This is a genomic window from Haloferax sp. DFSO52, from assembly GCF_048158745.1.
In the GTDB taxonomy this organism is placed as follows: domain Archaea; phylum Halobacteriota; class Halobacteria; order Halobacteriales; family Haloferacaceae; genus Haloferax.
The window spans coordinates 236,462-260,898 of record NZ_JBLOPB010000003.1 but is presented as its reverse complement, the minus strand read 5'-3'; the positions used below and the strand labels follow the sequence as shown (position 1 = coordinate 260,898).

The window sequence follows — 24,437 nt, the reverse complement described above, 5'->3', positions numbered from 1 at the left end:
AGCACCACCACGAGAGTACCGAAACACCCCACGAAGATGGTGCTGGACGCACGCACCACTCAACAGGAGACCACGTACACGAAGAGCACAAAGAACGCGAAGAGCACGTACACGACTCTCACAGCGCGCATCAGGAACACGAACAACACGTTCCTGAGATGCACGACCATGGCGACGACCACAGAGCCCATACCGACCACACCGGACACGAACAGATGTTCAGACAGCGGTTCTGGGTCTCGCTCGTCCTCTCGATTCCAGTCATCTACTTCAGCGAGTTCATTCAGGATGTCTTCGGGTACACCGCACCCACGTTCCCGGGGAGCGTCTGGATTACCCCAGTTCTGTCGGTAGTTATCTTCGCATACGGTGGCCTTCCGTTCCTCTCGATGGCCCGCACGGAACTCGAAAACCGTGAACCGGGGATGATGATGCTCATCTCACTGGCGATCACTGTCGCGTTCGTCTACTCGCTGGCCAGTCTGTTCATCGAAGGGACGACGCCGTTCTTCTGGGAACTGGTCACGCTTATCGACATCATGCTTTTGGGCCACTGGATGGAGATGCGCTCGGTCCGACAGGCCTCGGGTGCACTCGACGAGTTGGCGAAACTCATGCCAGATACTGCTGAGCGGGTAACTGAAAGTGGAGATACCGAAGAAGTCCCCGTTTCGACACTCATCGAGGACGATGTCGTACTCGTTCGCCCGGGTGCGTCTGTCCCCGCGGACGGCGACGTCGTCGAAGGAGACTCGTCAGTAGACGAATCGATGATTACCGGTGAATCGAGACCGGTCGACAAGGAACCCGGCGAATCGGTCATCGCTGGAACAGTCAATCAAGACGGGAGTCTTCGCGTCCGCGTGACGAAGACCGGTGACGAGACGGCCCTGGCAGGAATCATGCGTCTCGTCGAGGAGGCCCAACAGTCGAAGTCTCGGACACAGTTACTCGCGGATAAAGCGGCTGGCTGGCTCTTCTATATCGCACTGGCAGTCGCGGGAATCACGGCTATCGCGTGGACCGTCGCAATTGGATTCAACATCAACGTCCTCGAACGTGCTGTCACCGTCCTCGTCATCGCCTGCCCTCACGCCCTCGGTCTCGCAGTCCCGCTAGTCGTCGCCATCAACACGTCGACGGCTGCCCAGAATGGAATGCTCATCCGCGACCGAATCGCCATGGAGGAAGCCCGAAATCTGGATATCGTGATGTTCGACAAGACAGGCACCCTCACCAAAGGTGAACAGGGGGTCGTCAGCGTCGAGATTGCGGGAGACTGGGACGAACGACGAGTGTTCGAAGTTGCGTCCGGTGTCGAAGGCGACTCAGAGCACATGATTGCTCGCGCCATCAGGAACGCCGCAGAAGAACGTGGCATCCGACGAGCGAGTGTGTCGAACTTCGAAAACCTCCGTGGCCTCGGCGTCAAAGCGACTGTAGACGGTTCGACAGTACATGTTGGTGGCCCGAATCTCATCGAGACGCTCGACATCGAGCGCTCAGAGGATGTTGCAGCGTTCGCATCCAAAGCGGGAGCGAATGCACAATCCGTCATCTATCTCGTTCAGGGTGAGTCCGAAATCGTTGCAGCGTTCGCGCTCGCAGACGTCATTCGCGATGAGAGTCGTCGAGCTATCGATGCGCTGCACGAGATGGGTATCGAAGTGGCGATGCTGACGGGTGACTCCGAAGACGTCGCACGTTCAGTCGCCGAAGAACTCGGGATCGACCAGTACTTCGCTGAGGTTCTGCCCGAAGAAAAAGACACGAAAGTTGCACAGCTCCAGTCCGAAGGAAAACTGGTCGCGATGGTGGGTGACGGCGTCAATGACGCACCAGCGTTGACTCGTGCTGACGTCGGTATCGCAATCGGGTCGGGCACGGACGTCGCCATCGAGTCCGGTGATATCATCCTCGTCGACAACAACCCACTGGACGTCGTCCGCCTCATCAAACTCTCGAAGGCGAGCTACCGGAAGATGCAGGAGAACCTCGTCTGGGCGACCGGATACAACGTCTTTGCGCTCCCACTCGCCGCTGGGATTCTCGCACCCATCGGCATCCTCCTGTCGCCAGCAATCGGCGCGGTGTTCATGTCGCTGTCGACCATCATCGTCGCGGTGAACGCCCGACGACTCAGGGGGGTCGACCTTTCGGCATGAACACCCTGCTCGTCGATGGCGACGAATTCGCTGGAGCTGTCGAAGTCGATGGATTGCAGGACACGGTTTCGGTAGCCTCGACCACGGCCACCGATGAACATGAACCGAACGAGTCCACCTCTCGCACCACGGAGGCGTCACGATGACCGCAGGTTCGATTTCCCTCGGTGGCCAGACCGTCGAGGCGGGTGAGAAGCGAACTTTCCGCTTCGAGTGCAGTGAGACGTATCACGGTGACCCCATCGAGATTCCTGTTACGGTTATCAACGGTGAGTCGGACGGACCGCGCGTCTTTCTCACCGCTGCGGTCCACGGTGACGAACTCAACGGCGTCAAAATCGTTCAGGAAGTGGCGAATCAGTACGCTCCCGAAGCGATCGACGGGACACTTGTCTGTCTCCACGTCTTGAACGTCCCGGGGTTCCTCGCACAACAGCGGTACGTCCCCATCTACGACGAGGACCTCAACCGGTCCTTCCCGGGAAATTCGCGCAGTACGATGGCCAAGCGGCTCGCGAATACGATTTACGAGGAGTTCATCTCGAAGTGCGACCTCGGCCTCGACTTCCACACGTCGACGCGCAATCGAGCGACGATGTACCACGTCCGCGCAGACATGCGCGACCCGGCAGTCGAACGGGTCGCCCGAGCGTTCGGGACAAGTGTTATTCTGGATGGCGAAGGTTCGGCTGGAACCCTACGGAGAGTTGCTTGCAGTGACGGCATTCCGACAGTTACGGTGGAGATGGGACGTGCGCTCCGGTTCCAGACTGCACATCTCGATCGGGCGCTTCACTGCGTTGCAAGCGTACTTGCAGAACATGACGTTCTCCCCGACCGACCAGTTTCGTGGCCTGGATGGACTCGTGTGATTGCCCGTGGTGGCGAAAAGCGGTGGCTTCGCGCTGATAATGCTGGACTCGTCGAGATGGAGTGGGGTCCGCACCCACTCGTCGAAGAGGGTGACACGTTATTCACCATCTCTGACCACTTCAAGGACCACGTCGAAGTGGTCCGTGCCCCTTCGACTGGTCTCGTCATCGGTGTCTCGGAGAACGCGGTCACGTATCCGGGCCACCCGCTTTGTCACTTCGTGAGTCTCGAAGAGGAGACTGTTGAGATCATCCGAGACGATATCGAGCAAGGAGTCTTCGACGTCTACCGCGTGGGCGGATTTCAATGGCCCGAACCACGCTGGTACACAGAACATCGTAGTGAACCAGACCGGTAAGACGAAAATAGAATTGATCTCGTTACTTCTGTACCGAAAGATATGACGACAACCCTCGTACGTTGTAATCTCCCGTTACCAATATCCGTGTTTTGTGAGCCAACTGTACGCCGGGCCATCAGTGTCCTCGTCACCTGACGTGATCTCGCTTCGTGCGATGTCCTGCAAGTAGACAACGGCTAGTTGGTGGAGAGTTATCTGGGAGCTCTTGCAGCGTTGTGTTCTCTCAAACTTCCTCGATAGACCAAACGTCCGCGTCCAACCCCCTGGATAGACCCCAGAAACACGCCTTCTCTGGGGAGTAACCCTCTTGCCCTTTGTTCGGGTAATTCTGAATGTGTGATTATCATCGTTCTACGATTTCCCACCATTTTGTTAACATTTTGGCTTATGTGGGAGTGGGAAACACACAAGTGCAATTAGTAAAAACAGGGCATGAGAACGTGGAGTTGGGATGTATCCTATTTCTCTATATTAAATCTGTGAAATTCCACCGACACGGTTTGGACCAAGAGAGATATTTGTGCTGTTCTGTCGGCCATCAGAATATCTCGAGAAAAGTACGTTGCGTGTGATACTACATTCCAGTCTGAACAAGCGCTACGATGTGTTAGACGTGTTCTTCATACTCCTCGAGGAACGATTCGACCGTCGCCAACGTGGGCGACTCACCGTTTCGAATGAACGAACCAGCCACTGCGTTCCCCAGCGCCGTGGTCGCTTGGACGTCGAGCCCTTCTAACAACCCGAGGCACACTCCTGCGTTAAAGTGGTCTCCCGAACTGGTCACGATTTCCGGCTCGTCGATGTGCAGTGTCTCCACCAAAGCCTGCTCGTGGTCGGTGACCATCGCCGACGCACTTGCACCGTGTGAAACGACCGTATCGACCCCGACGATATCACGTGCAGTCGCCGCAAGGTCGAGCATCGACCCATTGTCGACCGATCCACCGCCACTCGCGATGAGTTCTTGAGTCTCGCCTCGATTCGCACTGAGCGTCACGGGCACCCGTTGGTTCAGGGACTGCAACGAATCGAAGCCGTGCGCAAACTGCTCCTGCGTAAGGTTGCGGATATCGGCCGGATCGAAGAAGACGTTCGATGGGGGGTTCGACAGGGTTGGCCAGATGTCGTCAGCCAGTCCGGTGAGGATCTCTGGGAGATTTGGAATCATCGACCAGTAGCCTATCCCGAACAGGTCAGCCTCTTCGAGCTGCTCGGCGAGGATATCGTGACCGAGGCGGTCGTCGAGTGTCTCCCAGTCTAATTCACGGTAGTCACCTGCCTGGGTCAACATGAGTTTCCCATCGTTGAATTCGACCGCATCGGTCGTTCCGGGCTCACCGATGGAGTACGTCGTGTTCTCGGCGAACGCAGCCTCGAATTCCGACCGCATCGGATCGCCGAACGTCCCGACCATTATCGGGTCGCACCCCCATCGGCCGAAGACGCGTGAAAGATGGCAGACGTGCCCCCCTGTCCGTGTCCCGCGATCTATCCATTCGATGGTGAGCGACGTTTCCGAAGCCACGGAGTCGTCGATCTTCGTTCCGAGGGTGTCCAGTTCTCGTATGAGTGACACCGTCTCCATGCTTTCCCGTTCTGCAATCATCTCGCGGACCGTGTCGATGATGCCGTCGAAACCAAACAGAACTGTGTGGTCCCGAGGTTGGGTCGAGAACTGCTCGCGGCAGGAACGAACACTCTCGGCCGTTTCACTCGGGGTGCTCTCGCTGTCAACCATTAGTGAATACTCACGTCACCATCTAATAAATCTTTAATCGTGAAGGAGAACAGGAGGTGAGGTCTGTCGTCATAGGAATGCGACTCTGAATAGCGGAATAATAGGAAATGTCAAATACAATAATAAATAGGTAACGGTGGTTCGGGTGTTTACCCCGGAGAGCACTGTTCGAATAAATGGACGTGAACGAATACCTCAGTCTCAGTCGGGAGACTCGGAATCCAATGGCATCGTGAGATTCCCCTCCTCGTCGAACGTCCACGGTCGGTCTTCGTGGATGGTGATGTCATCTCGGCCGGCAAGTTCTTCGAGGACGGACTCCGATACCCACAGTTCGTCGGGCGTCATCGTGTTCTCGATGCGAGCGATTCGGAGCTCGTCGGCACTGGAGACGCCGGTCATCGACGCTGAGAGGACGAACGCCGTCGCGTCGCTGGGGACGACGAACGGGAGTTTCGCACGAGACGACTCACCGCTGGTTACGATGTTGACGTACGTGTCTCCGAAGTCGATCTCCGACGCGAGGTCGCGGTGAACGAGGTCCGCAAGCCCGACTCCGAGGGCGTTGCCGTGGGAAGGAGGGGTGAGAGAGCGAACGTAGACGCGGGTCATCGATGGCTCCGCCGGTTCGGCTTGGCCGTGGAACCAGACCCGACCGACGACGTTCGTGTCGAGTCCTGTTCCGCTCACTTCCTTGCCCATCTCGTCGACGACGAGCAAATCGAGGTCGTCGACGGGGAGTTCTGGGAAGAGCTCCGCTGACCGCGAGAGGAGTTCCGGTTCCTCTTCGAGGATATTGTGTGCGGGGAGACCCTCGATGGCGGCTGTTCGTTCGGCAGCGTTCTCGATGATGCCGACTCCGCCAACGATGGGGGTCTCGTCCACGAGGATACCCGCCCACTCCGGGATTACATTCGCAAAGCCTCGGTCCAGTGCAGCGTTATGCATCGTGTCGGCCCCACGTTGCTTCCCGAGTCCGACGACGGCCATCTTACAGAGACCGCTTTCGATATCCCCCTGAAAGTCGGTGTGGAGTTTGACCCTGTTCACTAGCAGGACCGCATCGGCTTCGAGTGCATCTTCGGCCGCGTAGACGGGCCATCCCTGAGAGTCGGTCGCCACTTCCTCGACGGACAACGAGGAACGAATCTCGCAGCCAAGGCGTTCGGGTGTGATTCCGAGTGCTTTGAGCGTCTCACGCTGCCCTTCGGGGGTCGCCCCACCGTGACTCCCCATCGCAGGGAACACGAACGGGTCGAGGTCGTGTTCTTGTAGTTTGGCGACGATCGCTTCGAGGACGGCGGGAAGGTCGTGGATTCCACGACTCCCAGCTGTGATGCCGACAGTGCTTCCCGGTTCGAGTGCTTCTACCTCCGGGATGTCGTCGAGCGCGTTCCGTGCGGCCTCCGCAACGTCCGTGATGGTCGGCTGGTCTCGGGCCCGACTCACTCGGTACGCGCGGGGTAAGTCGGATACCTCGACGTCGTTGGTTGCTTCCAGCCGGTCACGGTCTGGAAAATCGAACTCCATTGGTATCTACACGAAGACACATGACCACCTTAGGTGTTACTCCCGTCTCATCTCGATCGGCCAGCCAGGTCAGAAGATACGGCTGGTAACCCACTGGACTGGTAACCCACTGAAGCATGCGCTGAGAGCGGGCAATCGAACCCGAAGACGAACGCGTGCGAACCTTTCTTTACGGCGCATCCATCATACAGACTATGAACCGGTACGTTCCACTCCTGGACAGCCGAGATCAGCGAAAATTTGAGGGACAGCCGTGACCCAGTGTGTGGTCGTCGCTGACGACCTGACCGGCAGCTGTGATGCAGGCCACGAATTTGCGAAGCGCGGATACGACACCCGCGTCGTGGTTTCACCCCGGCACGACGCCTCGATGCCAGAGAGCGACGTCCTCGTCGTCAACACGGAGTCGCGATACGCGGCACCAGAAGTGGCTGCAGAACGCGTACAGACCGCTTTCGAAGAAGCCGACGAAGCTGTCGTTTTCAAGAAGGTCGACTCGACGCTCCGCGGGAACGTCCGGGTCGAGGTAGAAGCGGCACTCGAGGCTGTGGGTGCAGACTTCGTTCTCGTCGCGCCTGCGTTCCCCGCCAACGGCCGCTTGACGGCGGGTGGATATCACCTGGTGAACGGGCAACTGGTAACTGACACGCCCGCCGGGCAAGACGCCGAGCGCCCGCCTCCACACGACGCACTCTCCGAGTTCTTCGCGGAGAGTGAGTACGCGACGGAACATCTGGGCGTCGAGGTAGTCGCCCGTGGGAGCGCTGCCGTTCGAGAAGCGCTGGTGTCGATGCGTTCGGATGACGAACCACTGGTCGTCACCTGTGACGCTCTGACTGAAGCGCACCTGACCGCGGTGGCGAACGCAGGTGCTGACCTCACCGAGCAATGCCTGTTCGTTGGCTCGGGCGGTCTTGCCCGTCACATCCTCGTCCCGGGGGCTGCATCAGGCACGGGAATCGATATCGACGAGACTCGAACCGCCGTCGGAGTGTCTGGGAGTGTCGCTCCAGAGACGCTGGCGCAAATCGACGGTCTCTCACGAGAACGCCGTCGGAAACTCGATCTCGAGTTGGCTGTGACCGACCCGTCTGCTGCCGGTGCCGACCTCTCGTCGCGAGGGATGGCCGCTGTCGATACACATGGTGGCGTCCTCCTGCACAGTGCTGAGAACGGAAGCGACGTCGAGCGAACACTAGCAGCCGGTGAACAGGCCGGCGTCGACGATACGATGGTCCGGCGTCGGGTCACGGATGCCCTCGCAACGGCTGCTGCGGATGTAGTCCGAGATGGTCAGCCTTCGAATCTCTTTCTCACTGGTGGGGCGACAGCCATCGCCGTCCTCGACCGATTGGAAGCGCTGGCCCTCAGAATGTCTGGCGACGCCGTTGAACCGGGAATTCCACTTGCGTCCGTCGTCGGTGGCGTTGCAGACGGTGCGACGGTCATCACGAAGGCTGGCGGATTTGGCGACGAGCAGGCAATAATTAAGTCGCTCGCTCGTCTCGGTCTTGCTAATGAGTGAAGAACGTCCTACCATCGGGGTTACCATGGGTGACCCCGCAGGTATCGGAAGCGAAGTCATCGTCAAAGCGTACCCACAGTTGGTCGAGACTGCGAGGGTCGTCGTCATCGGGGATCGCTCGGTGCTCGTCGACGCGGCCAATCGATTCGCGCCCGACCTCTCCGTCAGACGCGTGACGTCGCCAGCAGAAGCAGACGGCGACCCCGACGTACTGCCCGTCGTAGACTTGGCCAACGTCAGCGACCACCAGTACGGGGAACTCTCGGAAGCGAACGGTGAAGCGAGTCTCGCGTACATCGAGCGAGCAATCGAACTAGCTCAAGCAGGGGAAATCGACGCAATCACCACCGCCCCCATCAACAAGCAGGCAACTCGAATGGCAGGAAGTGAGTACGCAGGCCACACGGGAATGCTCGCAGACTACACTGACACTGAAGAGTACTCGATGATGCTCGTCGAAGACGACTTGAAGGTGACACACGTGAGCACGCACATACCGTTGCAAGAGGCATGTTCGAGTCTTACAACTGAGGGAGTCGAATCGACGATTCGGGTCACTGCGGAGGCGTTGGGTGACCTCGGCATCGACGACCCGACTATCGCAGTTGCTGGATTGAACCCCCATGCGAGTGACGGTGGACTCCTTGGTGACGAAGAAGCAGCCCACATCGAACCGGCCGTCGAACGCGTCGCCGAGACGGGTGTAGACGTGACAGGCCCCTACTCACCCGACACGGTCTACGTCCGCGCGGCCGCCGGTGAGTTCGATTGTGTCGTTTCCATGTACCACGACCAGGGGCACATCCCTATCAAGATGCTCGGGTTCACTGGCGAGGACGACGCAGTGAGCGGCGTCAACGTCACTATCGGACTTCCGATCATCCGCACGAGTGTCGACCACGGAACGGCTTTCGACATCGCCGGCGAGGGAGTCGCGTCCGAACAGAGCATGCTCGACGCAGTGGCCATCGCCGCCGAGATGGTCTGAAATCAGGCCGAGAACTTTCTCTTCGACGACAGGCGACTAAACCAGCGCGAAGGCGCGGACTGAACAGCCACCCGTTCCCTGCACGTTGAGTGGCGGGAAGAAGAAATCGGCACGCCGACTGTCGGCGCCATCGAGGACCTCGTCCAGGTTGCGAACTTCCTCGATGGGGATGATATCGTTCTCCAGCAGCGGGAGGTGTGAGTCGGCCGGGTGGACGTCGGTTGTTGGACCATGAGCGGGAACTTCGTCGTACCAGCCGCCGACGCTCCCTCCCTCCGTCCCAACCGCTTTCGGGTTGAGCGAGACGAGGTACTCCGCGGCTTCCCCGGTCAAGTAGGGGAACTCGAAGAGGTACTCGGGAGTCTGGCCGTAGTACTCGTCCCAGCCCGTGTGGAGCATGACGACGTCACCCTGTTGGATGTCCGCTTCGTACGCTTCGATATCAGCACGGGTGATTGCTTCCTCGGGTTCTTTCGGCGTCAAGTCGATAACCACGCCTTCGCCCATGAACTGCTCGATGGAGAAGTCGTCCAACGTCTTGCCATTGGGAATGAAGTGTGCTGGCGCGTCGATGTGGGTCGCCGTGTGACTCCGCATCTCGATGCGCTCCATGGTAAATCCATCACGTGCGGCGATCGACGTCTGTTCGAGCTCGACTTGCGGGAAACTCGGCCACACTGGAATGCCTGCGCTAATCGGGTTGGTGAGGTCGATAACCTCTCTCGAACCAAACATGTGGTAAGCCACCGACGCCTGAAAAATAAGTATTGCGCCCAGGTTACCTGTAGAGATTTTCGACGAGTGCCGTCTCCTCGAACAAGTCGCGGTAGTCGTCGGGGACTCGACTTTCGGTGATGAAGAGGTCGACGTCTTCGATCGAGCCGAATCGTCGGAAGCTCTGTTCGTCGAACTTCTGGGTGACGGTCACGACGACTGTCCGAGCGGCGTGTTCCACCACGAGGCGTTTGAGTTCCGCTTCAGACTCGTTCGGTGCCGAGAGCGTCCCGTCGAGTTCGATTCCATTGATACCGAGGAACGCGAGGTCGAAGTGGGAACTCCGGATATATTCCTCTGCACTCGGGCCAACGAGCGCCTTGGTCTCGGGACGGTACTCACCCCCTGTCGATTTGACTGTCCCTCCTTCTTTCGCGAGTTCGGGCAGTAATAACGGGGAGTTCGTGACGGAGATAATCGAGTCGTCGTTCGTGAACTCCTTGGCGACCTGCATCGTCGTCGTACCTGCATCGAAGTAGAGTACTTGCCCGTTCTGGACCTCCTTGGCTGCTCGTTCCGCAATCGCTTGTTTGCGTTCGAGATGTTGGACCATCCGCCGGTCGAACGACCGCTCGACACCGACGTTCGTCACTGGGACGGCCCCACCATGGGTTCGCTCGACGAGATTCCTCTCGTCGAGGTTAGACAGGTCACGTCGTATCGTCGATGGCGACACCTCGAGACGCGAGGCGAGTTCTTCGACCGAAAGACCACCGTGTTTCGTGATCAACTCGGTTACTGATCGACGACGCTCCTCGGGTGTAGTCATCTCGTCACACCCCAGCGAACACGAGGTCGCCGCGTCGATGCACCAGTCATAGAACTGTGTTTCCGTGACAGGTATTTAATTTTCTCCCCCGTCAGGGACAGCGGCAGACTCCGCGGATCCCCAGACTTCGTCGACTGTTGCGCCATCGTGGACGATGGACATGAGTGCCTCGACGGTCCGCTCGGGATCGTCCGACTTCCAAATCGTCCGTCCAATCATTAGTCCACGAGCACCGGCGTCCATCGCCCCTTCGACAGATTCGAGCATTCCACGAGTGGTTCCAGTCGCCGGCCCACCCAGTATCATCACGGGGACGGGTGCATTCTCCACGATCGGCTCGAACGACTCGACGCTACCGGTGTACGGTGCCTTCAGAATGTCGGCTCCGAACTCCCATCCCATTCGCATCGCATCTGCGACGAACTCGGGGTCTGTCTCCAGTTGGTCAGGGATACGTTCACCCCACATAACGGGTTCGACGACGAGCGGAATATCGGTATTGCGCAACTCTTCGGAGAGTTGACTGACGTACTCTACGTTCCGACGGAAGGTCTCGTTGTCGTCACGGCCGAAGACGAGGACCGTCTTGACGCCCACTGGGTCGAGTTCCTTGAGAAACTCGGTGTCAAAGGCTCCCGTCCAGAGGTCTTGACCGTGGTCACGACCCGGACTGGTCGACCAGGTGACGACGTCAGCCGTGAGGATGATGTCGACGTCGGCTTCCTTCAGTTGGTCTGAATAGTGGCGGGCGAAGTGCGGCCCGACGAGAACCGCGTCCGGTTCGCCGCGGAGGACCGTTTCGAGAGTCGCCTCTGGTTTCTTAAAGCCCTCTGGGGCTCCGAGGCTCAGTCCGTGGTCGAGCGCTACAACTACTGCATTCCCCGATGGAGTATCGAGAAGCTTGGCAGTGTTCATTGGCTACGGATAGCCTGACTGTGTCCACCAATATAATAGTTCTCCCGGCCGTCGGTACCGTTTAGATCACTCGCCAACCGCCGTCGACCATGAGCACTTCTCCGGTGACGTATGCCGCGTCATCGCTGGCGAGATAGAGTACTGCTCCCGCGATGTCCGCAGGTTTCCCTGCACGGCCGAGCGGGACCGGTTTGATCAGCCCATCGCTCGCGGCAGCCTCCGGTGCTTCCTCTGACCAGCCGTCGATGAACTCTGTCGCAATCTGCCCGGGGCCAACTGCGTTCACGCGAATGTCGTGGTCCGCCAACTCGAGGGCAGCACCGCGCGTGATCATCTTCACCGCGGCTTTTGTCGAATCGTACTGTATCTGCTCGCGCTGGGCGACGAACGAACTGATCGACGCCGTGTTGACGATCGCTCCTTCGACACCTCGGTCGATCATATCCTGGGCGGCGGCCTGACATCCAAAGAAGACCCCTTTGGCATTGACGTTGTGTATCTTCTCGAACTCATCTTCTGAGATATCGAGTAATCCGCCACCGATGAAGAGACCGGCGTTGTTCACCATCACGTCGACCCCGCCGTACTCGTGAGCGTATTCCACGGCTTCCCGAATATCTGCCGCTTTCGAGACGTCGGTCTGTACGTATTCCGCTGTCCCGCCTCGTTGACGAATGACCTCGTGGGTCGGTGTCTCTGCGTCTTTTGGTTCGGCGTCGATGTCGGCGTTTAGGACTGTCGCCCCCGCATCGGCAAACCGAATGGCGATTTCGCGTCCGATACCGGACGTCGCTCCGGTGACCACAACGGTACTGTCGCTGAAGTCGGCACTGTAATCAGGCATCGCTCTGAATTCACCGACGGAAAATAAAAATATTGGGGCGAGCGGTCGGTTACTGCTCGTATTGGAGCGTTGCTTGGGCGACCCACATGATTACTATTCGCCAATTTTTGTTAAATCAACTGCGTAATACGCAATATCTATGTTCAGTGAGTGGTGTGGTAACAACCTACATGTGTAGAATCCTGTCCTCAGAACGTTCACGACAGTATTAGGATAGTCTGCAGAGTTGCTTACTATCGCTTATCTCTAGGTTAGTTCAAGATATTTCAGTCAATAATAAGCGAGAGTCGTGGCCGAAATCATAGTACTGACACCCATTTCGTACGTGTTCGTCTGGACCTGCCACTCGAGACAGCGGTCAGTCCAGATCTGTTCGAGATTTTTCAGATCGAGAACGAAGAGACTCCTCGACCCTGTTGGACTGCCGAGCAACGATCTGTGAGCAACGAATCAGTAGAGACGAATCGCATCCATAGGGAATCAATTATTACAGATGTACTACCGTAAATGGAACCGACACAATTGAGAGAGCAGAATTGTGAAGTCTGCGACGTTTTTCATTACAGGTGTATCACTGTAATGGGTGGTGCAGAACATCCGTACTCCTGAACATTCGATGGAGGTCCTCAGCGAACGCAGTCACGATGACAACTCGTACCCACCGATTCGACAGGCCACTCCACACAGGTATCTGGGTGATGAGTGTCACTCATTGTTGCATATTATAAATTAAAATAAGTTCGATACGTGCGATTATAAGTAAATCACTAGCCCTTTCGATTTCTGGTGTGTACATCTCTAACAAGAGTCATGCCATCATGGAAATTGTTACCAGACATATCGTTTACTGTAGATTTTACGCATTCGGTCATTGAATTAATCGAAAATGAGTGGTTTCAATCACCCAACAAGTGACCGTCAGTGTGCGCCAGAAACCACTCGTGGAAGCACATCTGGTGTGAGCCCCCCTGATCACTTTTCGGGCACCGTTCAATCTGAGTTCACTGACAAGCGATACCGAAGCGAACGATATCGTCGTGAGTGTGCGTAATCGATGAGAAAGACGGTTCACTCAGTCATCGCGAACACCACTCGTCGTGATACCGATCCACATCGCTGTTGACAGCTACCGAGGAACCGTTCGTACGGACTGGCCTGTGATGGTGCCCAAGAGATAACTGTACAAGGGGAAGAAAATAGCGTGGGACGAAGCAGGTACGTTACTCGCCGTCACCGGGAACGACGACTTTTTTCAGCCCCTCGTTATTCTCCATTCGTTCGAACGCTCTCGGGATGTCTTCGAGGCCGATCTCCTCTGTCACGATTGTGTCGACGTCGATACGACCCTGCCTGAGCAGCGATACTGCCCGTTCGAACGTCTCCTGAGTGAGGGCAAAGGTACCCCTGATATCGAGATCGTTGTAGTAGATGTCGAACGGGTTGATTTCCATCGTCTCTCCCTGTTTTGGGACACCCACGATTAAGGTATTTCCTCCTTTGGCGGTCACATCGTAGGCTTGTTGAATGGTAGGAACCAGTCCGACGACTTCGATGCCAACGTCGACTTCGCCAATCTCCTCTCGGATCGTTTCGACGGGGTCGCCATCGTTGGGGTCGACGACGATGTCGGCACCCATCTCGGCGGCGAGTTCGCGGCGTTCAGGGTCGAGTTCCGACACCGCAATCGGGCTCGCACCGCGGTTCCGGAGTGTCTGCAGCATCAAGAGACCAATCGGTCCGGCTCCGATCAGCGCGACGCTGTCTGCCTGACCGGCACCACTCCGGTCGGCAGCGTGGATACAGCAACCGAGTGGTTCCGCGAGCGCTGCGTGACGGAACGGTAAGTCGCCAATCTGTTCGACGTTGCCCGCAGGGACCCGAACGTACTCGGCAAATGAACCATCGATGATTCGGTCGCCAGCACCGCCAATCGCGGTCGCGCTATCGCAGAGATTCGTTTCTCCTCGCTTGCAGTACGAACAGTTGTTACACGGCACTGCGGGGTTCATGGCGACGCGGTCACCGGGCTCCAGTCCACTGACTTCGTCGCCGATCTCGGTGACGGTTCCGGCGCTTTCGTGCCCAAGTACTATCGGGAAGTCGACGGCGTAAGAACCGTGGTACATGTGGAGGTCGGTAGCACAGACGCCGCACGCGCCGACGCGTAACACGACCTCGTCCGGTTCCGGTTTCGGTTGTTCTCGCTCACGCACCTCCATCTTACCGACGTCTGTCAGTGACGCTACGCGCATCGGAGCCTCCGCGTGCCGGTGCTCGTTGCTCTTTCAGTTCGAGTGTCTGAGTTGTGTATCTGTGTCATTGCTCTAGTTTCGTCGTGAGACTCGGTTGCTCTCGACGGCGGAAGCGAAGAACGCGTCTCCGGCCGAAGTCGAGACCGAGTCACTGCACGGATTGACTCAACGCAAACACAATCGGACTGTGTACATAAATATTGGTGTCACCCCAATGGGACTGCCAACGGTGGTGCCTACCGATTGTCCAGTCGCCAGCTATCGATTGGAACCTGTCCACCGTCCACGCGGAGTTCGTGGCCGTTGATGTAGTCACTCGCCGGTGCGGCCAAGAAAGCAACCGCAGCGGCGACTTCTTCGGGGTCAGCGAATCTCCCCAACGGGTTGTTGTCGAGGATTTGTTCGGTGACCGCGTCACTGAATCCCTCGGTCATTCTCGTGTTGGCCCACCCCGGGGCGACGGCGTTGACTCGGATTCCTTCGCGCCCGAGTTCGAGTGCGAGGCTCTTCGTCAACCCGAGAAGACCGTACTTTGCGACGTCGTACGCGGGCGACATTCCGACGCCGTTCTTCGTGTGGATCGACGTGAAATTGATTATCTTCCCGTATTCCTGTTCGACCATCCCGTCGACGACTTCCCGGGTGCAGTTCAGCGCTCCACGGAGGTGCACGTCGAGGTTCAGCTCGAAGGTCTCGTCATACGTCTCATCCATGAACGGTCCTGAATCGCCTACGCCTGCGTTGTTGACGAGGATGTCGACTGGTCCGAGTTCGTCCGTGGCTGTTTCGACCATTGCAGCCACTTCTGCTTCGTAACTTACGTCCGCGGGAACGCCAATCGCGTCGACGCCGAGTTCGCGAATGTCCGCTGCAGTCTCGTCGGCTACAGTTGCGTCGATATCGTTGATGACGACATCCGCACCGTTTCGCGCCAGTTCTTCCGCGGACGCTCGTCCCATTCCTCTCCCTGATCCGGTGACGAGTGCCGTCTTCCCTGTGAGGTCGCAATTCATTTCAGTAACACGTTTGCGTTGGAACAATTAAATATCCGTGGTCGGTCGTGACTGAGAACCGAAGCTGGTCGACTCGTTATCGGGGGAAAGAATTAATTATGATGATTATCTTGGTTTGAGTACACGGCTAACAGGCATGACCAGTGAACACAACAGGCGACGGTTTCTGAAAGCTGCAGGGGCAACGAGTTTAGGTGTACTAGGCAGCCTCGCGGGGTGTACCCGTGGCGGCGAACAGTCACAGAACAGCGGTGAATCCACCGACAGTAACGGAAGTGAGGGGTCGGATGACCTCGCTATCCCACTGAGCAAATACGAAGACGCAGACATCGACTGGAAACAGTTCGAGGGCTCGCAGATCAATATCGGCGCAGTCCAGCATCCGTGGGTGTCGGCCATCAAGCCCGCCATCCCGGTGTTCGAGGAACTCACCGGAATCGAAGTCGTCTGGAACATTCTCCCCGAGAACCAGTTCCGGACCAAGCGCCAGACTGACGTCAGTACCGGTGCTGGCCAGTTCGACGTCTTCTTCATGGACCAGGTGGTCAACCAGTACCGACACGAGGACTGGCTCCAGCCCCTCGATCCGTACATGAACGACGGCAGTCTGTACGACGAGAACTTTTACAAGCCGAACGACCTCTTCGAGTCGTCCCGGTGGCAGGCACACGGTGGCGGGTACAGCGACTCCTGGACTGGACTGCCGATCACAGTCGAAGTCCAGACCCAGTTCTACCGGAAGGACCTCTACGACAAACACGGCCTCGAAGTCCCCGAGACCTGGGAACATCACCGTGAGAACGCGAAGGTCATCAACGAAGAGGAAGACGACATCGTCGGGACGGCCGGTCGCGGCCAGAAGGGGTACGGGATGAACATCTACATCCTGAACACACTTCTTCGCCAGAAGGGGACCAAGCTCTGGTCCGACTTCCCGAACGACTCGGGACTGGACACTCAGGGCACAATCGAAGCAGCGGAGTTTTACTCCAGCCTGCTCCAGGACTATGGACCACAGGGCGCATCGACTCAGACGTGGTCGGACGTCCTCACGACGATGCAACAGGGCCGTGCTGGTCACATCGTCGCTGACGCAAATATGTTCTGGGGCGGCTTGACGAACGACGAGTCGAAAGTGGCCGACACCGTCGGAATCTCGAAGGTACCCAAGCCGGAAGGCGGAGAGCTGAACCCCAACGCGTTCAACTGGCAAATCTCGACCTCAAAGAACGCGAAGAACTCCGAGCAGGCGTTCTTGTTCATGCAGTGGGCGACGTCGCCGCCGACCGACACCTGGATCAACGTGGAGAGCAGCGGTGTCTTCTCTGTGCGGGAGTCGGTCTGGGAGAACGACGACTACCGCGAGAAAGTCGGTGAGGACTACGCACAGGCCTCGCTCGAATCGCTTCGGGTCTCGTCGCCGGACCCGTTCGACCGCAAGTACCCCGAGTGGGGACAGCGGTACTCGGAGGAACTCCAGCAAGCCATCGCTGGCCAGAAGCCTGCCGAGAAGGCGATGACGGACGCAGCGAAGGCCGCCGAAGACATCTACAACTGAGGCACAGAGGAGTAAATCACACGTGGATAATTTTTTGAATACGCATTCATGAGCACACCAACACAGACAGAAACGACCAACGCACAGGGCCTCGCCAGACTGCGGGATCTGTGGAACGACTACCTCCCGTACTGGTTCATGGCGCCGATGGTGCTGGTGATGGTTTCGATCACCTTCTTCCCAGGCGCTTACGACCTCTACTTGAGCCTGATAGCCGAACCCACCCTCAACGTCTTCCAGGCCGAGTTCGTCGGGCTCGAAAATTTCCGCACGGCATTCACCCGTGGTGGCGCGATCCACTCGTTCGTCATCACGGTCACTGTCGTCGTCAGTGCGTTGGTCCTAGAGAGCCTCCTTGGCTTCGTCTTGGCTGCACTCGTCACCGGCGTGGAATCAGGTCGAGCGAAGTCGTTCTACCGGGTGCTGTTCATCGTCCCGATGGCCGTCGCACCCGTCTCGCTCGCGACCATCGGGCGGATCATGCTGAACAGTGAAATTGGGATCATCCCGTACATGATAAACACGGTGACCCCGTTTACGGCTCCCGCATTCCTCTCTGAGATTCCGTTACTGACGGTAATCCTCCTCGATACGTGGAACTGGACGCCGTTCATGTTCATCATCTTCTACGCCGGCCTGTCGTCGGTGCCCGACACGCTCGTCGAGGCCTCACGGGTTGACGGTGCGCCGCTGTGGCGACGCTATATCCACGTCATCATTCCATATATGAAGCCGGTGGTGTTCGTCGCCACTCTCATCAGGATGATCGACCTGTTTCGGACCTTCGGCGTCGTCTACGGATTGACACAGGGTGGGCCGGGGACGGCCACGCAACTGGTGAGTATCAACATCTACGAGCAGATGTTCATCAACAACTCACCCGGGGTCGCAGCTGCCATCGCAGTTGTGTACCTCGTCTTCGTCATCGCCATCGCCAACATCGTCATCGCCAAAGTCGGCTTCAAGGGGGTGTGGGACTGATGGCGGTCGAAGAGCCCGACGCCGCGATTAGTTCACAACGTCTCGACAAGGACACAAAGGAGCGACTCGTTCGTGTGGCTCGTCACGCCCTCTTGCTGGGCTGGTCGTTCGTCGTGTTGTTCCCGCTGTACTGGCTGGCGTCGATGTCGCTCAAGCCACCGGGAGAGGCGAACGCGCTCCCGCCGGACTGGATCTTCCTGCCGACGGTGTACAACTATATCCAACTCGCGCAGGACGGCCAGTTCATGGCGGCGTTCGCCAACAGCGTCCTCATGGTGTCGGCGTCCGTCATACTCGTCTTGCTCATCGGCGTTCCAGCCGCCTACGTTCTTTCACGCTGGGACATCCCGATGGAGCGGGACGTGCTCGTGTGGATACTCTCATCCCGGATGCTTCCGCCCATCGCGGTCGTCATCCCGTTCTTCGTCATCTTCCGGTCGCTCAACCTGTTCGATTCGCGCATCGGGATGGTGCTGATGTACGTCAGCATCAACCTCTCGCTGGTGGTGTGGGTGATGAAGGCCTTCTTCGACGGTATTCCAGAGACGCTCGAAGAGGCCGCCCGCGTCGACGGAGCGACTCGGTTCCAGGGCTTCCGCAAAGTCGTCCTGCCGGCAGCCAAACCCGGCATCTTCTCGGTCGCGATTATCAGCTTCATCTTCGCGTGGATCGAACTCCTGTTCGGCCTCGTGCTGACGAACTTCAAGGCGGTGCCGGTGACGCTGTTCGTCTACTCGTTCATCGGGTCACGCTCCATCGAGTGGGGGATGCTCGCGGCCGCCTCGACGGCGATGATTATCCCGATCGTGATCTTCCTGATCGCGGTGAACAAGTACCTCGCAGCCGGTCTGAGCTTCGGTGTGGTGATCAAAGAATGAGACTCACACATAGTGACGACACGTACAGACCACGAATCACACCCCCTGCGGCGGGGACAGGTAGCCGCACCACGGAGGAACAATAATGGCTAAAATCACGTTAGACGATGTGACGAAACGATTTGGAGACGGTGGGGAGGCGGTCGTCGCCGTCGACGAGATATCACTCGACATCGAAGACGGTGAGTTCGTCGTATTCGTCGGTCCATCTGGGAGCGGGAAGTCGACGCTCATGCGAATCGTCGCGGGACTCGAAACGCAATCAGAGGGTGACGTCGCCATCGGCAACACGGTGGTCAATCAACTCGGCCCGCGCGCGAGGGACATCGCGATGGTGTTCCAGAACTACGCGCTGTACCCGAACATGACCGTCGAAGAGAATATGTCGTTCGGTCTCAAGATGTCGACGAATCTCTCGGAAGAAGAAGTCGAAGAGAAAGTCACCTCCGCCGCAGAGATGATGGGTATCGGAAATCTGCTCGACAACCGACCCGGAGAACTCTCCGGTGGCCAACAACAGCGGGTCGCACTGGGCCGCGCAATCGTCCGCGACCCGAACGTCTTCTTGATGGACGAACCGCTGTCGAACCTCGACGCCAAACTTCGGGCGTCGATGCGGACCGAGATAAACCGTCTCCAGAACGACCTCGGGGTGACGACGCTGTACGTCACGCACGACCAGACGGAGGCGATGACGATGGGCGACCGGTTGGTCGTACTCAACTACGGTGAGCTCCAGCAGGTCGGCACCCCCTTAGAGTGCTTCTACCGCCCTGCAAACCAGTTCGTCGCCGGGTTCCTCGGGTCGCCTTCCATGAACTTCTTCGAAGGATCGGTCGAAGGGGGGACCCTCCGTGCCGACGGCTTCGACTACGACCTCACCCAACAGATGCAGTCCTCGGTCGGAAAACGAAACGAGGTCGTCCTTGGTGCTCGACCGGAAGATATCACCATCCACGACCAGTCGACCGCCGACACCGGATTCGAGGCCGTGGTCGACGTCGTCGAACCGATGGGGAGTATCTCCTACGTCTATCTCCAACCGACAGCACAGGAGACCGACCAGACGTTCGTCGTTGAGACCGACGGTCAACGCCCCATCTCTGAGAGTCAGCACGTCGCCGTCGAGATACCCGGCGACGACGTTCACCTGTTCGACACCGCAACTGGAGAGACGATTCACCAGCGGCGGCTCGACTCGGAAGCGGAAGTCGCCTTGAACGAACAGATGTAGTCGAATCCGGCCACCATTTCGTATCTTACCTTCCGAAGCAACCAGAGACAGAGGGACACTCGCACCGCCCAGCACGACACCACGAAGGCGGAGGAGTCCCAGAGTGGGACGTTGCCGTCTGGCCTGCCGGTGCGTGGTCGTCCGAGGCCTCAATTATTAATAGCTCTCTCCTGAACTCAAATCCATGCGAACTGCAGTACTCGTCGATGCTCAAAAATTCGAACACGAAGAGCGCCCCAGACCGTCACCGGGTCCCGATGACGTCCTCGTCGCCGTAAGCGACGTCGGTATCTGTGGCTCAGACGTCCACTACTACGAACACGGCCGCATCGGTGACTACGTCGTCGAGAACCCACTCGTCCTCGGCCACGAGAGTGCGGGCGAAGTCGTCGAAGTTGGCGAGAACGTCTCAACACTCGAACCGGGTGATCGTGTGGCGCTCGAACCGGGCGTTCCGTGTCGACGGTGTTCGCACTGCAAAGAGGGCGACTACCACCTCTGTGAAGCGGTTCGATTCATGGCGACACCGCCACACGACGGTGCTTTCGCCGAGTACGTGTCGTGGCCGGCAGACTTCGCCTACAAACTCCCCGCGGACGTCTCGACTACAGCGGGCGCTCTCTGTGAACCACTTTCCGTCGGCATCCACGCCTGTCGGCGTGGCGACGTCGGAACCGGCGACACCGTACTGGTGACCGGTGCCGGACCGATTGGGTTGCTGGTGATGGAAGCGGCCCGAGCGGCCGGAGCCACCGATGTCATCCTGACCGATATCGTCGACGAAAAACTCGAATTCGCTCGGGACCGTGGTGCCGATCTCGCGGTCAACGTCGCGGAGGACGACCTGAAAACTGCCGTATCTGCGTATACGGACGCTGCCGGTGTCGACGTCGTCATCGAAGCATCCGGTGCTGTGCCGTCCATCCAGACAACCATCGACGTCGTCCGGCGGGGCGGTACCGTCGTTCTCGTCGGCCTCGCGAGTGAGGCGACCGTCCCCTTCGATGTGCTCGACGTTATCGACAACGAACTCGACATCCTCGGGTCGTTCCGCTACAAGAACACCTATTCGACGGCTATCGACCTGCTTGAACACAACCTCGTCGAAGTCGAAGGTATCGTCGAATTCGAATCGCCGCTCGACGATATCGACGAGGCGTTCCAGCGGTCGATGGAACCGGAGGTCATCAAGGGCGTAATTACGTTCGATTCGTAACCATCTGGGAGAACGACGGGGAAGCGATACCCCGCGTGGATTGTGAAGGGACAGAACAGTGGTACACGACCCGACCACAGAGCTCTTCAGGCAGTCGATTTTGTACTGTTCTGACTGGACTGAGAAGGTCGTGAGGTCACGTCTCCGTCTTCCTCTGTGTGGTAAACCTACGGAGGGGACTCAAGGAACCCGCCTATCAAAAGAGACGAGACAGAGTATTCGGAGAGAGAGAGCAGTTCACGCTGACAGTACTCCACTAACGGACTGTCTCTTCCACAGTATGTATCTCGAATAACCTAAAGTATCAATTATTTTGGATAATTAAACATCTGATATGAGTTGGGGTTCAGAACACTATAACCACGGGTTTACTCGAAGGGGCAAGACAGTACTCACAGAATTTGGTGTCGAAGGATACCAGTTGCCGTTTGGAACTACATACAGAAATTGCTCACCTGGTGGTGATTCCCCGACGGCCCAGCCTTCGAACGTCGCAGTCGAAGAAATCGCTGTCGAGTCCGAGATGATGTCTGGTATTGTTGAGATCGGGAGATAGCTATCGACGAAAACTGATTCTCGGCGTGCCATTGTGTCGTCGCCACGGCGTCGGTTCTGTTGCCTTTGTTTCTGTCTGACCGTACCGAAACTCCGTTCCTCGCTAATTAGTTCGGCATCCGGACTGCTCTCACCCGGCTCGGGTCACACACTCGGGGGAGATTACATCGACTGGAACTTGTTCCTAAGTGGACCCTACACGGAAAAATGGGCCGGTAATTTCCAGACTTTGTGGGTGAAAAATCGGCAACGTGTACGGCAATCGGTCGTGTTCTCTCACATAACACAATCACCTCTGGCCACATCGAGCGCTTGATCGACGATGGCCGAGCAAGGAGATGCAAGCATAGACAGTGGTAGATTGCCAAATGTAATATCAAATACTGGTTATTTACTATAAATAGTATAATTATTGATATATTCATCACCCCGTTCAAAAGACACGCATCACGTCCACCTTCCAAAGTTGTGTGTCCCTGAGCCACAAGTTCGATAGATAGTATCGAGATCTCTGCAGAGGGTCTTGGTTCTCCAATAGACGGGGTTGTCCTCTATCGGTCGAAGAAAAAATCGTGACTCCGAGATTTTACGCGGGAGAATATCTCGGATACGAACTGTCGACTGTCTGAGCATCCTCTTCGAGCAGTGTGACCACGAGGTAGTCAGCATCGTCCGCAAAGTAGTCGACGAGCCGGGAGATATGAGCCGAGTCGATAGCTTCGAGCGAGTCGAGGACCATGAACGGGACTGTTTCGTACCGTCGTGAATGAGGTATCCAGCGAGCGCGAACACGAGGTCCGCAACTTCGCGTTCTGACTCGGAGAGATGCGCCACAGAATCTTCGTAGCTCACACCCTCTTCGTTCGTTCGAATCACGTGCAACTCGAAGACTGTCTTCGTGACCTCCTTTCGACCGCCACGAACCCGTTTCTCGTCGGCTCGATCCAGATCTGTTCGAGGTTGTCGTACTCGAGCACGTCGAGAGCTCGCCGATGCCACCAATCTTTTCGACCGAAAGGTGGTCTTTCGATTTGGCCATCTGTTCTGAACTCAGACCATCCTACGAAAACCACTATACGATAAATCCTCAGGGGGAGTCATCATTAGAATTACAGAGATAGTTGTGTAATGTAATTATTCTGAGGGAGTCTCAGAACCACAATCGCACCCACCTCGTTCAAGCAACTGAACGACTTCGTACTGGGTCCCGCAGTCTCTACAGTATATCTGCGTATCGACGAGAACGTCGAAATCACCAAGACGTAGTTTATCCGTGTTCCGAAGAGAGCTAAGACTCCGCTCGATCACAGCGACCAACCTGCCTCGAAGCTTCTGTACCGACTGGATTACACTGTCGATTCGATTTGTAGATTTTGTCTCCTTTGATACACCTCGAACGTCGGTTAGATACGTGTACACTGCCTGGTGCGAGATAAAATCAGAGAGCAGTTGCTCGACGTCTACTCCTTTCGTTTGAAGTGTGTTCTTCGCTTGAACTCGCATCCCCTCAGTTGTGCCATCGTCCGTTAGCAGTGCGTACATGTTCTCTACTTCTCCTTCGAGAACATCTGCGTCGGCCTCGTGTAACGCAGCATCGAGTACTTCTTGGTTCATAAAGTCAGCTAAATCTCTAAGGCTGTCGCTGTCCTCAGGAGCGGTCCATCGCCGAGCCAACGTCTCTCCAAACTCATCTAAATCGTACTGCTCTATCACCCGCTCGACCTTTGATTTTCGCCGCCTTCCTTTTTGGTCTCCAGTCATAACCGATTGTGGGTACACAGCGGCCAAATATATTCAATATTACGATACACGTGTTAAGAAAGTCATATGGTTGTGTATATAATAGACAATAATGACTCGGGATATCGTACGTCGATTCACGCTTCGGCCGCTATATCAACCAGGTGTGACTTGGATTACGATCGGCCCTCAAGTTGAGCGATACGTGCTGCAAGTTTCTCTCCATTCAACGAGATAGTTCAATCGTGAATGTGCCCGCTCACCAAAGAGATAGATACACCATGGAAATAAACCCATTACTAGTGGGTAAGAATGTAATTGAACATTGAACCATTTCTAAGTTAGAATTTTGCACTCTCCCAGTGCTGAATAAGTATCCGGACTGAATTGCAATCGATGAAATATGCGTATTTAAAAATTTTTGTTTTAAACAGTTTCAGTAAAAGAGACCAAGATGGCAAAATTCTGGAATTAGAACCCAATCAGTATTGTTTGTTCTTAAAACTATTGTGGTTGCCGAAATTA

General features: G+C 56.9%; 19 protein-coding genes and 1 pseudogene. 10 read left to right on the top strand and 10 right to left on the bottom strand.

The features are described from left to right. Positions 1–215: 215 nt before the first annotated feature. Genes ACK3SC_RS17185 through ACK3SC_RS17175 form a run of 3 tightly spaced genes read left to right on the top strand, consistent with a single transcriptional unit; the run spans position 216 to position 3,396 of the window. Entirely contained in the window at positions 216–2,165 is a 1,950-nt protein-coding gene (locus ACK3SC_RS17185; protein WP_416841499.1) for a copper-translocating P-type ATPase, read from the top strand. After that, positions 2,162–2,311: a hypothetical protein gene (locus ACK3SC_RS17180; RefSeq protein ID WP_416841466.1), complete on the top strand. Its 150-nt coding sequence runs from the start codon at positions 2,162–2,164 to the stop codon at positions 2,309–2,311. The genes ACK3SC_RS17185 and ACK3SC_RS17180 overlap by 4 nt, the downstream gene beginning before the upstream one ends. Then, positions 2,308–3,396: a succinylglutamate desuccinylase/aspartoacylase family protein gene (locus ACK3SC_RS17175; protein ID WP_416841465.1), complete on the top strand. Its 1,089-nt coding sequence runs from the start codon at positions 2,308–2,310 to the stop codon at positions 3,394–3,396. The genes ACK3SC_RS17180 and ACK3SC_RS17175 overlap by 4 nt, the downstream gene beginning before the upstream one ends. A gap of 610 nt (positions 3,397–4,006) precedes the next feature. Here the strand turns inward: ACK3SC_RS17175 and ACK3SC_RS17170 are convergent. Together ACK3SC_RS17170 and ACK3SC_RS17165 are read right to left on the bottom strand one after the other, a co-directional pair. Then, positions 4,007–5,140, bottom strand: a complete 1,134-nt coding sequence (locus ACK3SC_RS17170; protein ID WP_416841464.1) for a PfkB family carbohydrate kinase — start codon at positions 5,138–5,140, stop codon at positions 4,007–4,009. Between the two features lie 201 nt (positions 5,141–5,341). Next, positions 5,342–6,670, bottom strand: coding sequence for a DUF362 domain-containing protein (locus tag ACK3SC_RS17165; RefSeq protein ID WP_416841463.1), 1,329 nt, complete (start codon positions 6,668–6,670; stop codon positions 5,342–5,344). A 253-nt stretch (positions 6,671–6,923) separates the two neighbouring features. On the opposite strand from ACK3SC_RS17165, the gene ACK3SC_RS17160 reads away from it, so the two are divergent. After that, positions 6,924–8,195, top strand: a complete 1,272-nt coding sequence (locus ACK3SC_RS17160; RefSeq protein ID WP_416841462.1) for a four-carbon acid sugar kinase family protein — start codon at positions 6,924–6,926, stop codon at positions 8,193–8,195. Further along, positions 8,188–9,183, top strand: a complete 996-nt coding sequence (pdxA, locus tag ACK3SC_RS17155; RefSeq protein ID WP_416841461.1) for a 4-hydroxythreonine-4-phosphate dehydrogenase PdxA — start codon at positions 8,188–8,190, stop codon at positions 9,181–9,183. Before ACK3SC_RS17160 ends, pdxA begins: the two co-directional genes overlap by 8 nt. A gap of 36 nt (positions 9,184–9,219) precedes the next feature. Here the strand turns inward: pdxA and ACK3SC_RS17150 are convergent, their stop codons facing one another. From ACK3SC_RS17150 to ACK3SC_RS17125, 6 genes are all read right to left on the bottom strand, one after another. Continuing rightward, positions 9,220–9,918 (bottom strand): cyclase family protein, encoded by a 699-nt coding sequence (locus ACK3SC_RS17150; RefSeq protein ID WP_416841460.1) that lies wholly within the window; start codon positions 9,916–9,918, stop codon positions 9,220–9,222. Positions 9,919–9,961: 43 nt separating this feature from the next. Then, the gene (gene glpR, locus ACK3SC_RS17145; RefSeq protein WP_416841458.1) at positions 9,962–10,726 is read right to left on the bottom strand and encodes an HTH-type transcriptional regulator GlpR; all 765 of its coding nucleotides are present in this window, start codon (positions 10,724–10,726) and stop codon (positions 9,962–9,964) included. Between the two features lie 75 nt (positions 10,727–10,801). Next, positions 10,802–11,641: a class I fructose-bisphosphate aldolase gene (locus ACK3SC_RS17140; RefSeq protein ID WP_416841457.1), complete on the bottom strand. Its 840-nt coding sequence runs from the start codon at positions 11,639–11,641 to the stop codon at positions 10,802–10,804. Between the two features lie 61 nt (positions 11,642–11,702). After that, the gene (locus tag ACK3SC_RS17135; RefSeq protein ID WP_416841456.1) at positions 11,703–12,485 is read right to left on the bottom strand and encodes an SDR family NAD(P)-dependent oxidoreductase; all 783 of its coding nucleotides are present in this window, start codon (positions 12,483–12,485) and stop codon (positions 11,703–11,705) included. A gap of 1,220 nt (positions 12,486–13,705) precedes the next feature. Then, entirely contained in the window at positions 13,706–14,737 is a 1,032-nt protein-coding gene (locus ACK3SC_RS17130; RefSeq protein ID WP_416841454.1) for a zinc-dependent alcohol dehydrogenase family protein, read from the bottom strand. Between the two features lie 236 nt (positions 14,738–14,973). After that, entirely contained in the window at positions 14,974–15,750 is a 777-nt protein-coding gene (locus ACK3SC_RS17125) for an SDR family NAD(P)-dependent oxidoreductase (RefSeq protein WP_416841453.1), read from the bottom strand. Positions 15,751–15,886: 136 nt separating this feature from the next. Here ACK3SC_RS17125 and ACK3SC_RS17120 point away from each other — a divergent pair, with 136 nt between their 5' ends. The 5 genes from ACK3SC_RS17120 (at position 15,887) to ACK3SC_RS17100 (ending at position 21,617) form a co-directional block, all read left to right on the top strand. Next, a complete protein-coding gene (locus tag ACK3SC_RS17120) occupies positions 15,887–17,308 on the top strand; it encodes an extracellular solute-binding protein (protein WP_416841451.1) in 1,422 nt (473 codons plus the stop codon). Between the two features lie 48 nt (positions 17,309–17,356). Further along, positions 17,357–18,289, top strand: a complete 933-nt coding sequence (locus ACK3SC_RS17115; RefSeq protein WP_416841450.1) for a carbohydrate ABC transporter permease — start codon at positions 17,357–17,359, stop codon at positions 18,287–18,289. Next, positions 18,289–19,167 carry a carbohydrate ABC transporter permease gene (locus ACK3SC_RS17110; protein WP_416841449.1) on the top strand — a complete coding sequence of 293 codons (879 nt, stop codon included), beginning with the start codon at positions 18,289–18,291 and terminating at the stop codon, positions 19,165–19,167. Before ACK3SC_RS17115 ends, ACK3SC_RS17110 begins: the two co-directional genes overlap by 1 nt. Before the next feature lie 85 nt (positions 19,168–19,252). Further along, the gene (locus tag ACK3SC_RS17105; RefSeq protein ID WP_416841448.1) at positions 19,253–20,401 is read left to right on the top strand and encodes an ABC transporter ATP-binding protein; all 1,149 of its coding nucleotides are present in this window, start codon (positions 19,253–19,255) and stop codon (positions 20,399–20,401) included. A 184-nt stretch (positions 20,402–20,585) separates the two neighbouring features. After that, entirely contained in the window at positions 20,586–21,617 is a 1,032-nt protein-coding gene (locus ACK3SC_RS17100) for an NAD(P)-dependent alcohol dehydrogenase (RefSeq protein WP_416841447.1), read from the top strand. Between the two features lie 1,141 nt (positions 21,618–22,758). On the opposite strand, the pseudogene ACK3SC_RS17095 reads toward ACK3SC_RS17100, so the two are convergent. Then, positions 22,759–23,155, bottom strand: a pseudogene (locus tag ACK3SC_RS17095) (chromosome segregation protein SMC); the annotation flags it as partial. 151 nt (positions 23,156–23,306) lie between these two features. Next, a complete protein-coding gene (gene rdfA, locus ACK3SC_RS17090; protein WP_416841446.1) occupies positions 23,307–23,933 on the bottom strand; it encodes a rod-determining factor RdfA in 627 nt (208 codons plus the stop codon). Positions 23,934–24,437: the final 504 nt, after the last annotated feature.

Excerpts from the sequence above, each read along its gene's own strand:
- ACK3SC_RS17105 (WP_416841448.1), top strand. The coding sequence starts at position 19,253 with ATGGCTAAAATCACGTTAGACGATGTGACGAAACGATTTGGAGACGGT.
- ACK3SC_RS17165 (WP_416841463.1), bottom strand. The coding sequence starts at position 6,670 with ATGGAGTTCGATTTTCCAGACCGTGACCGGCTGGAAGCAACCAACGAC.
- ACK3SC_RS17180 (WP_416841466.1), top strand. The coding sequence starts at position 2,162 with ATGAACACCCTGCTCGTCGATGGCGACGAATTCGCTGGAGCTGTCGAA.
- ACK3SC_RS17130 (WP_416841454.1), bottom strand. The coding sequence starts at position 14,737 with ATGCGCGTAGCGTCACTGACAGACGTCGGTAAGATGGAGGTGCGTGAG.
- ACK3SC_RS17115 (WP_416841450.1), top strand. The coding sequence starts at position 17,357 with ATGAGCACACCAACACAGACAGAAACGACCAACGCACAGGGCCTCGCC.
- ACK3SC_RS17110 (WP_416841449.1), top strand. The coding sequence starts at position 18,289 with ATGGCGGTCGAAGAGCCCGACGCCGCGATTAGTTCACAACGTCTCGAC.
- ACK3SC_RS17170 (WP_416841464.1), bottom strand. The coding sequence starts at position 5,140 with ATGGTTGACAGCGAGAGCACCCCGAGTGAAACGGCCGAGAGTGTTCGT.
- ACK3SC_RS17150 (WP_416841460.1), bottom strand. The coding sequence starts at position 9,918 with ATGTTTGGTTCGAGAGAGGTTATCGACCTCACCAACCCGATTAGCGCA.
- glpR (WP_416841458.1), bottom strand. The coding sequence starts at position 10,726 with ATGACTACACCCGAGGAGCGTCGTCGATCAGTAACCGAGTTGATCACG.
- ACK3SC_RS17120 (WP_416841451.1), top strand. The coding sequence starts at position 15,887 with ATGACCAGTGAACACAACAGGCGACGGTTTCTGAAAGCTGCAGGGGCA.
- ACK3SC_RS17100 (WP_416841447.1), top strand. The coding sequence starts at position 20,586 with ATGCGAACTGCAGTACTCGTCGATGCTCAAAAATTCGAACACGAAGAG.
- pdxA (WP_416841461.1), top strand. The coding sequence starts at position 8,188 with ATGAGTGAAGAACGTCCTACCATCGGGGTTACCATGGGTGACCCCGCA.
- ACK3SC_RS17125 (WP_416841453.1), bottom strand. The coding sequence starts at position 15,750 with ATGAATTGCGACCTCACAGGGAAGACGGCACTCGTCACCGGATCAGGG.
- ACK3SC_RS17175 (WP_416841465.1), top strand. The coding sequence starts at position 2,308 with ATGACCGCAGGTTCGATTTCCCTCGGTGGCCAGACCGTCGAGGCGGGT.
- ACK3SC_RS17185 (WP_416841499.1), top strand. The coding sequence starts at position 216 with ATGTTCAGACAGCGGTTCTGGGTCTCGCTCGTCCTCTCGATTCCAGTC.
- ACK3SC_RS17140 (WP_416841457.1), bottom strand. The coding sequence starts at position 11,641 with ATGAACACTGCCAAGCTTCTCGATACTCCATCGGGGAATGCAGTAGTT.
- rdfA (WP_416841446.1), bottom strand. The coding sequence starts at position 23,933 with ATGACTGGAGACCAAAAAGGAAGGCGGCGAAAATCAAAGGTCGAGCGG.
- ACK3SC_RS17135 (WP_416841456.1), bottom strand. The coding sequence starts at position 12,485 with ATGCCTGATTACAGTGCCGACTTCAGCGACAGTACCGTTGTGGTCACC.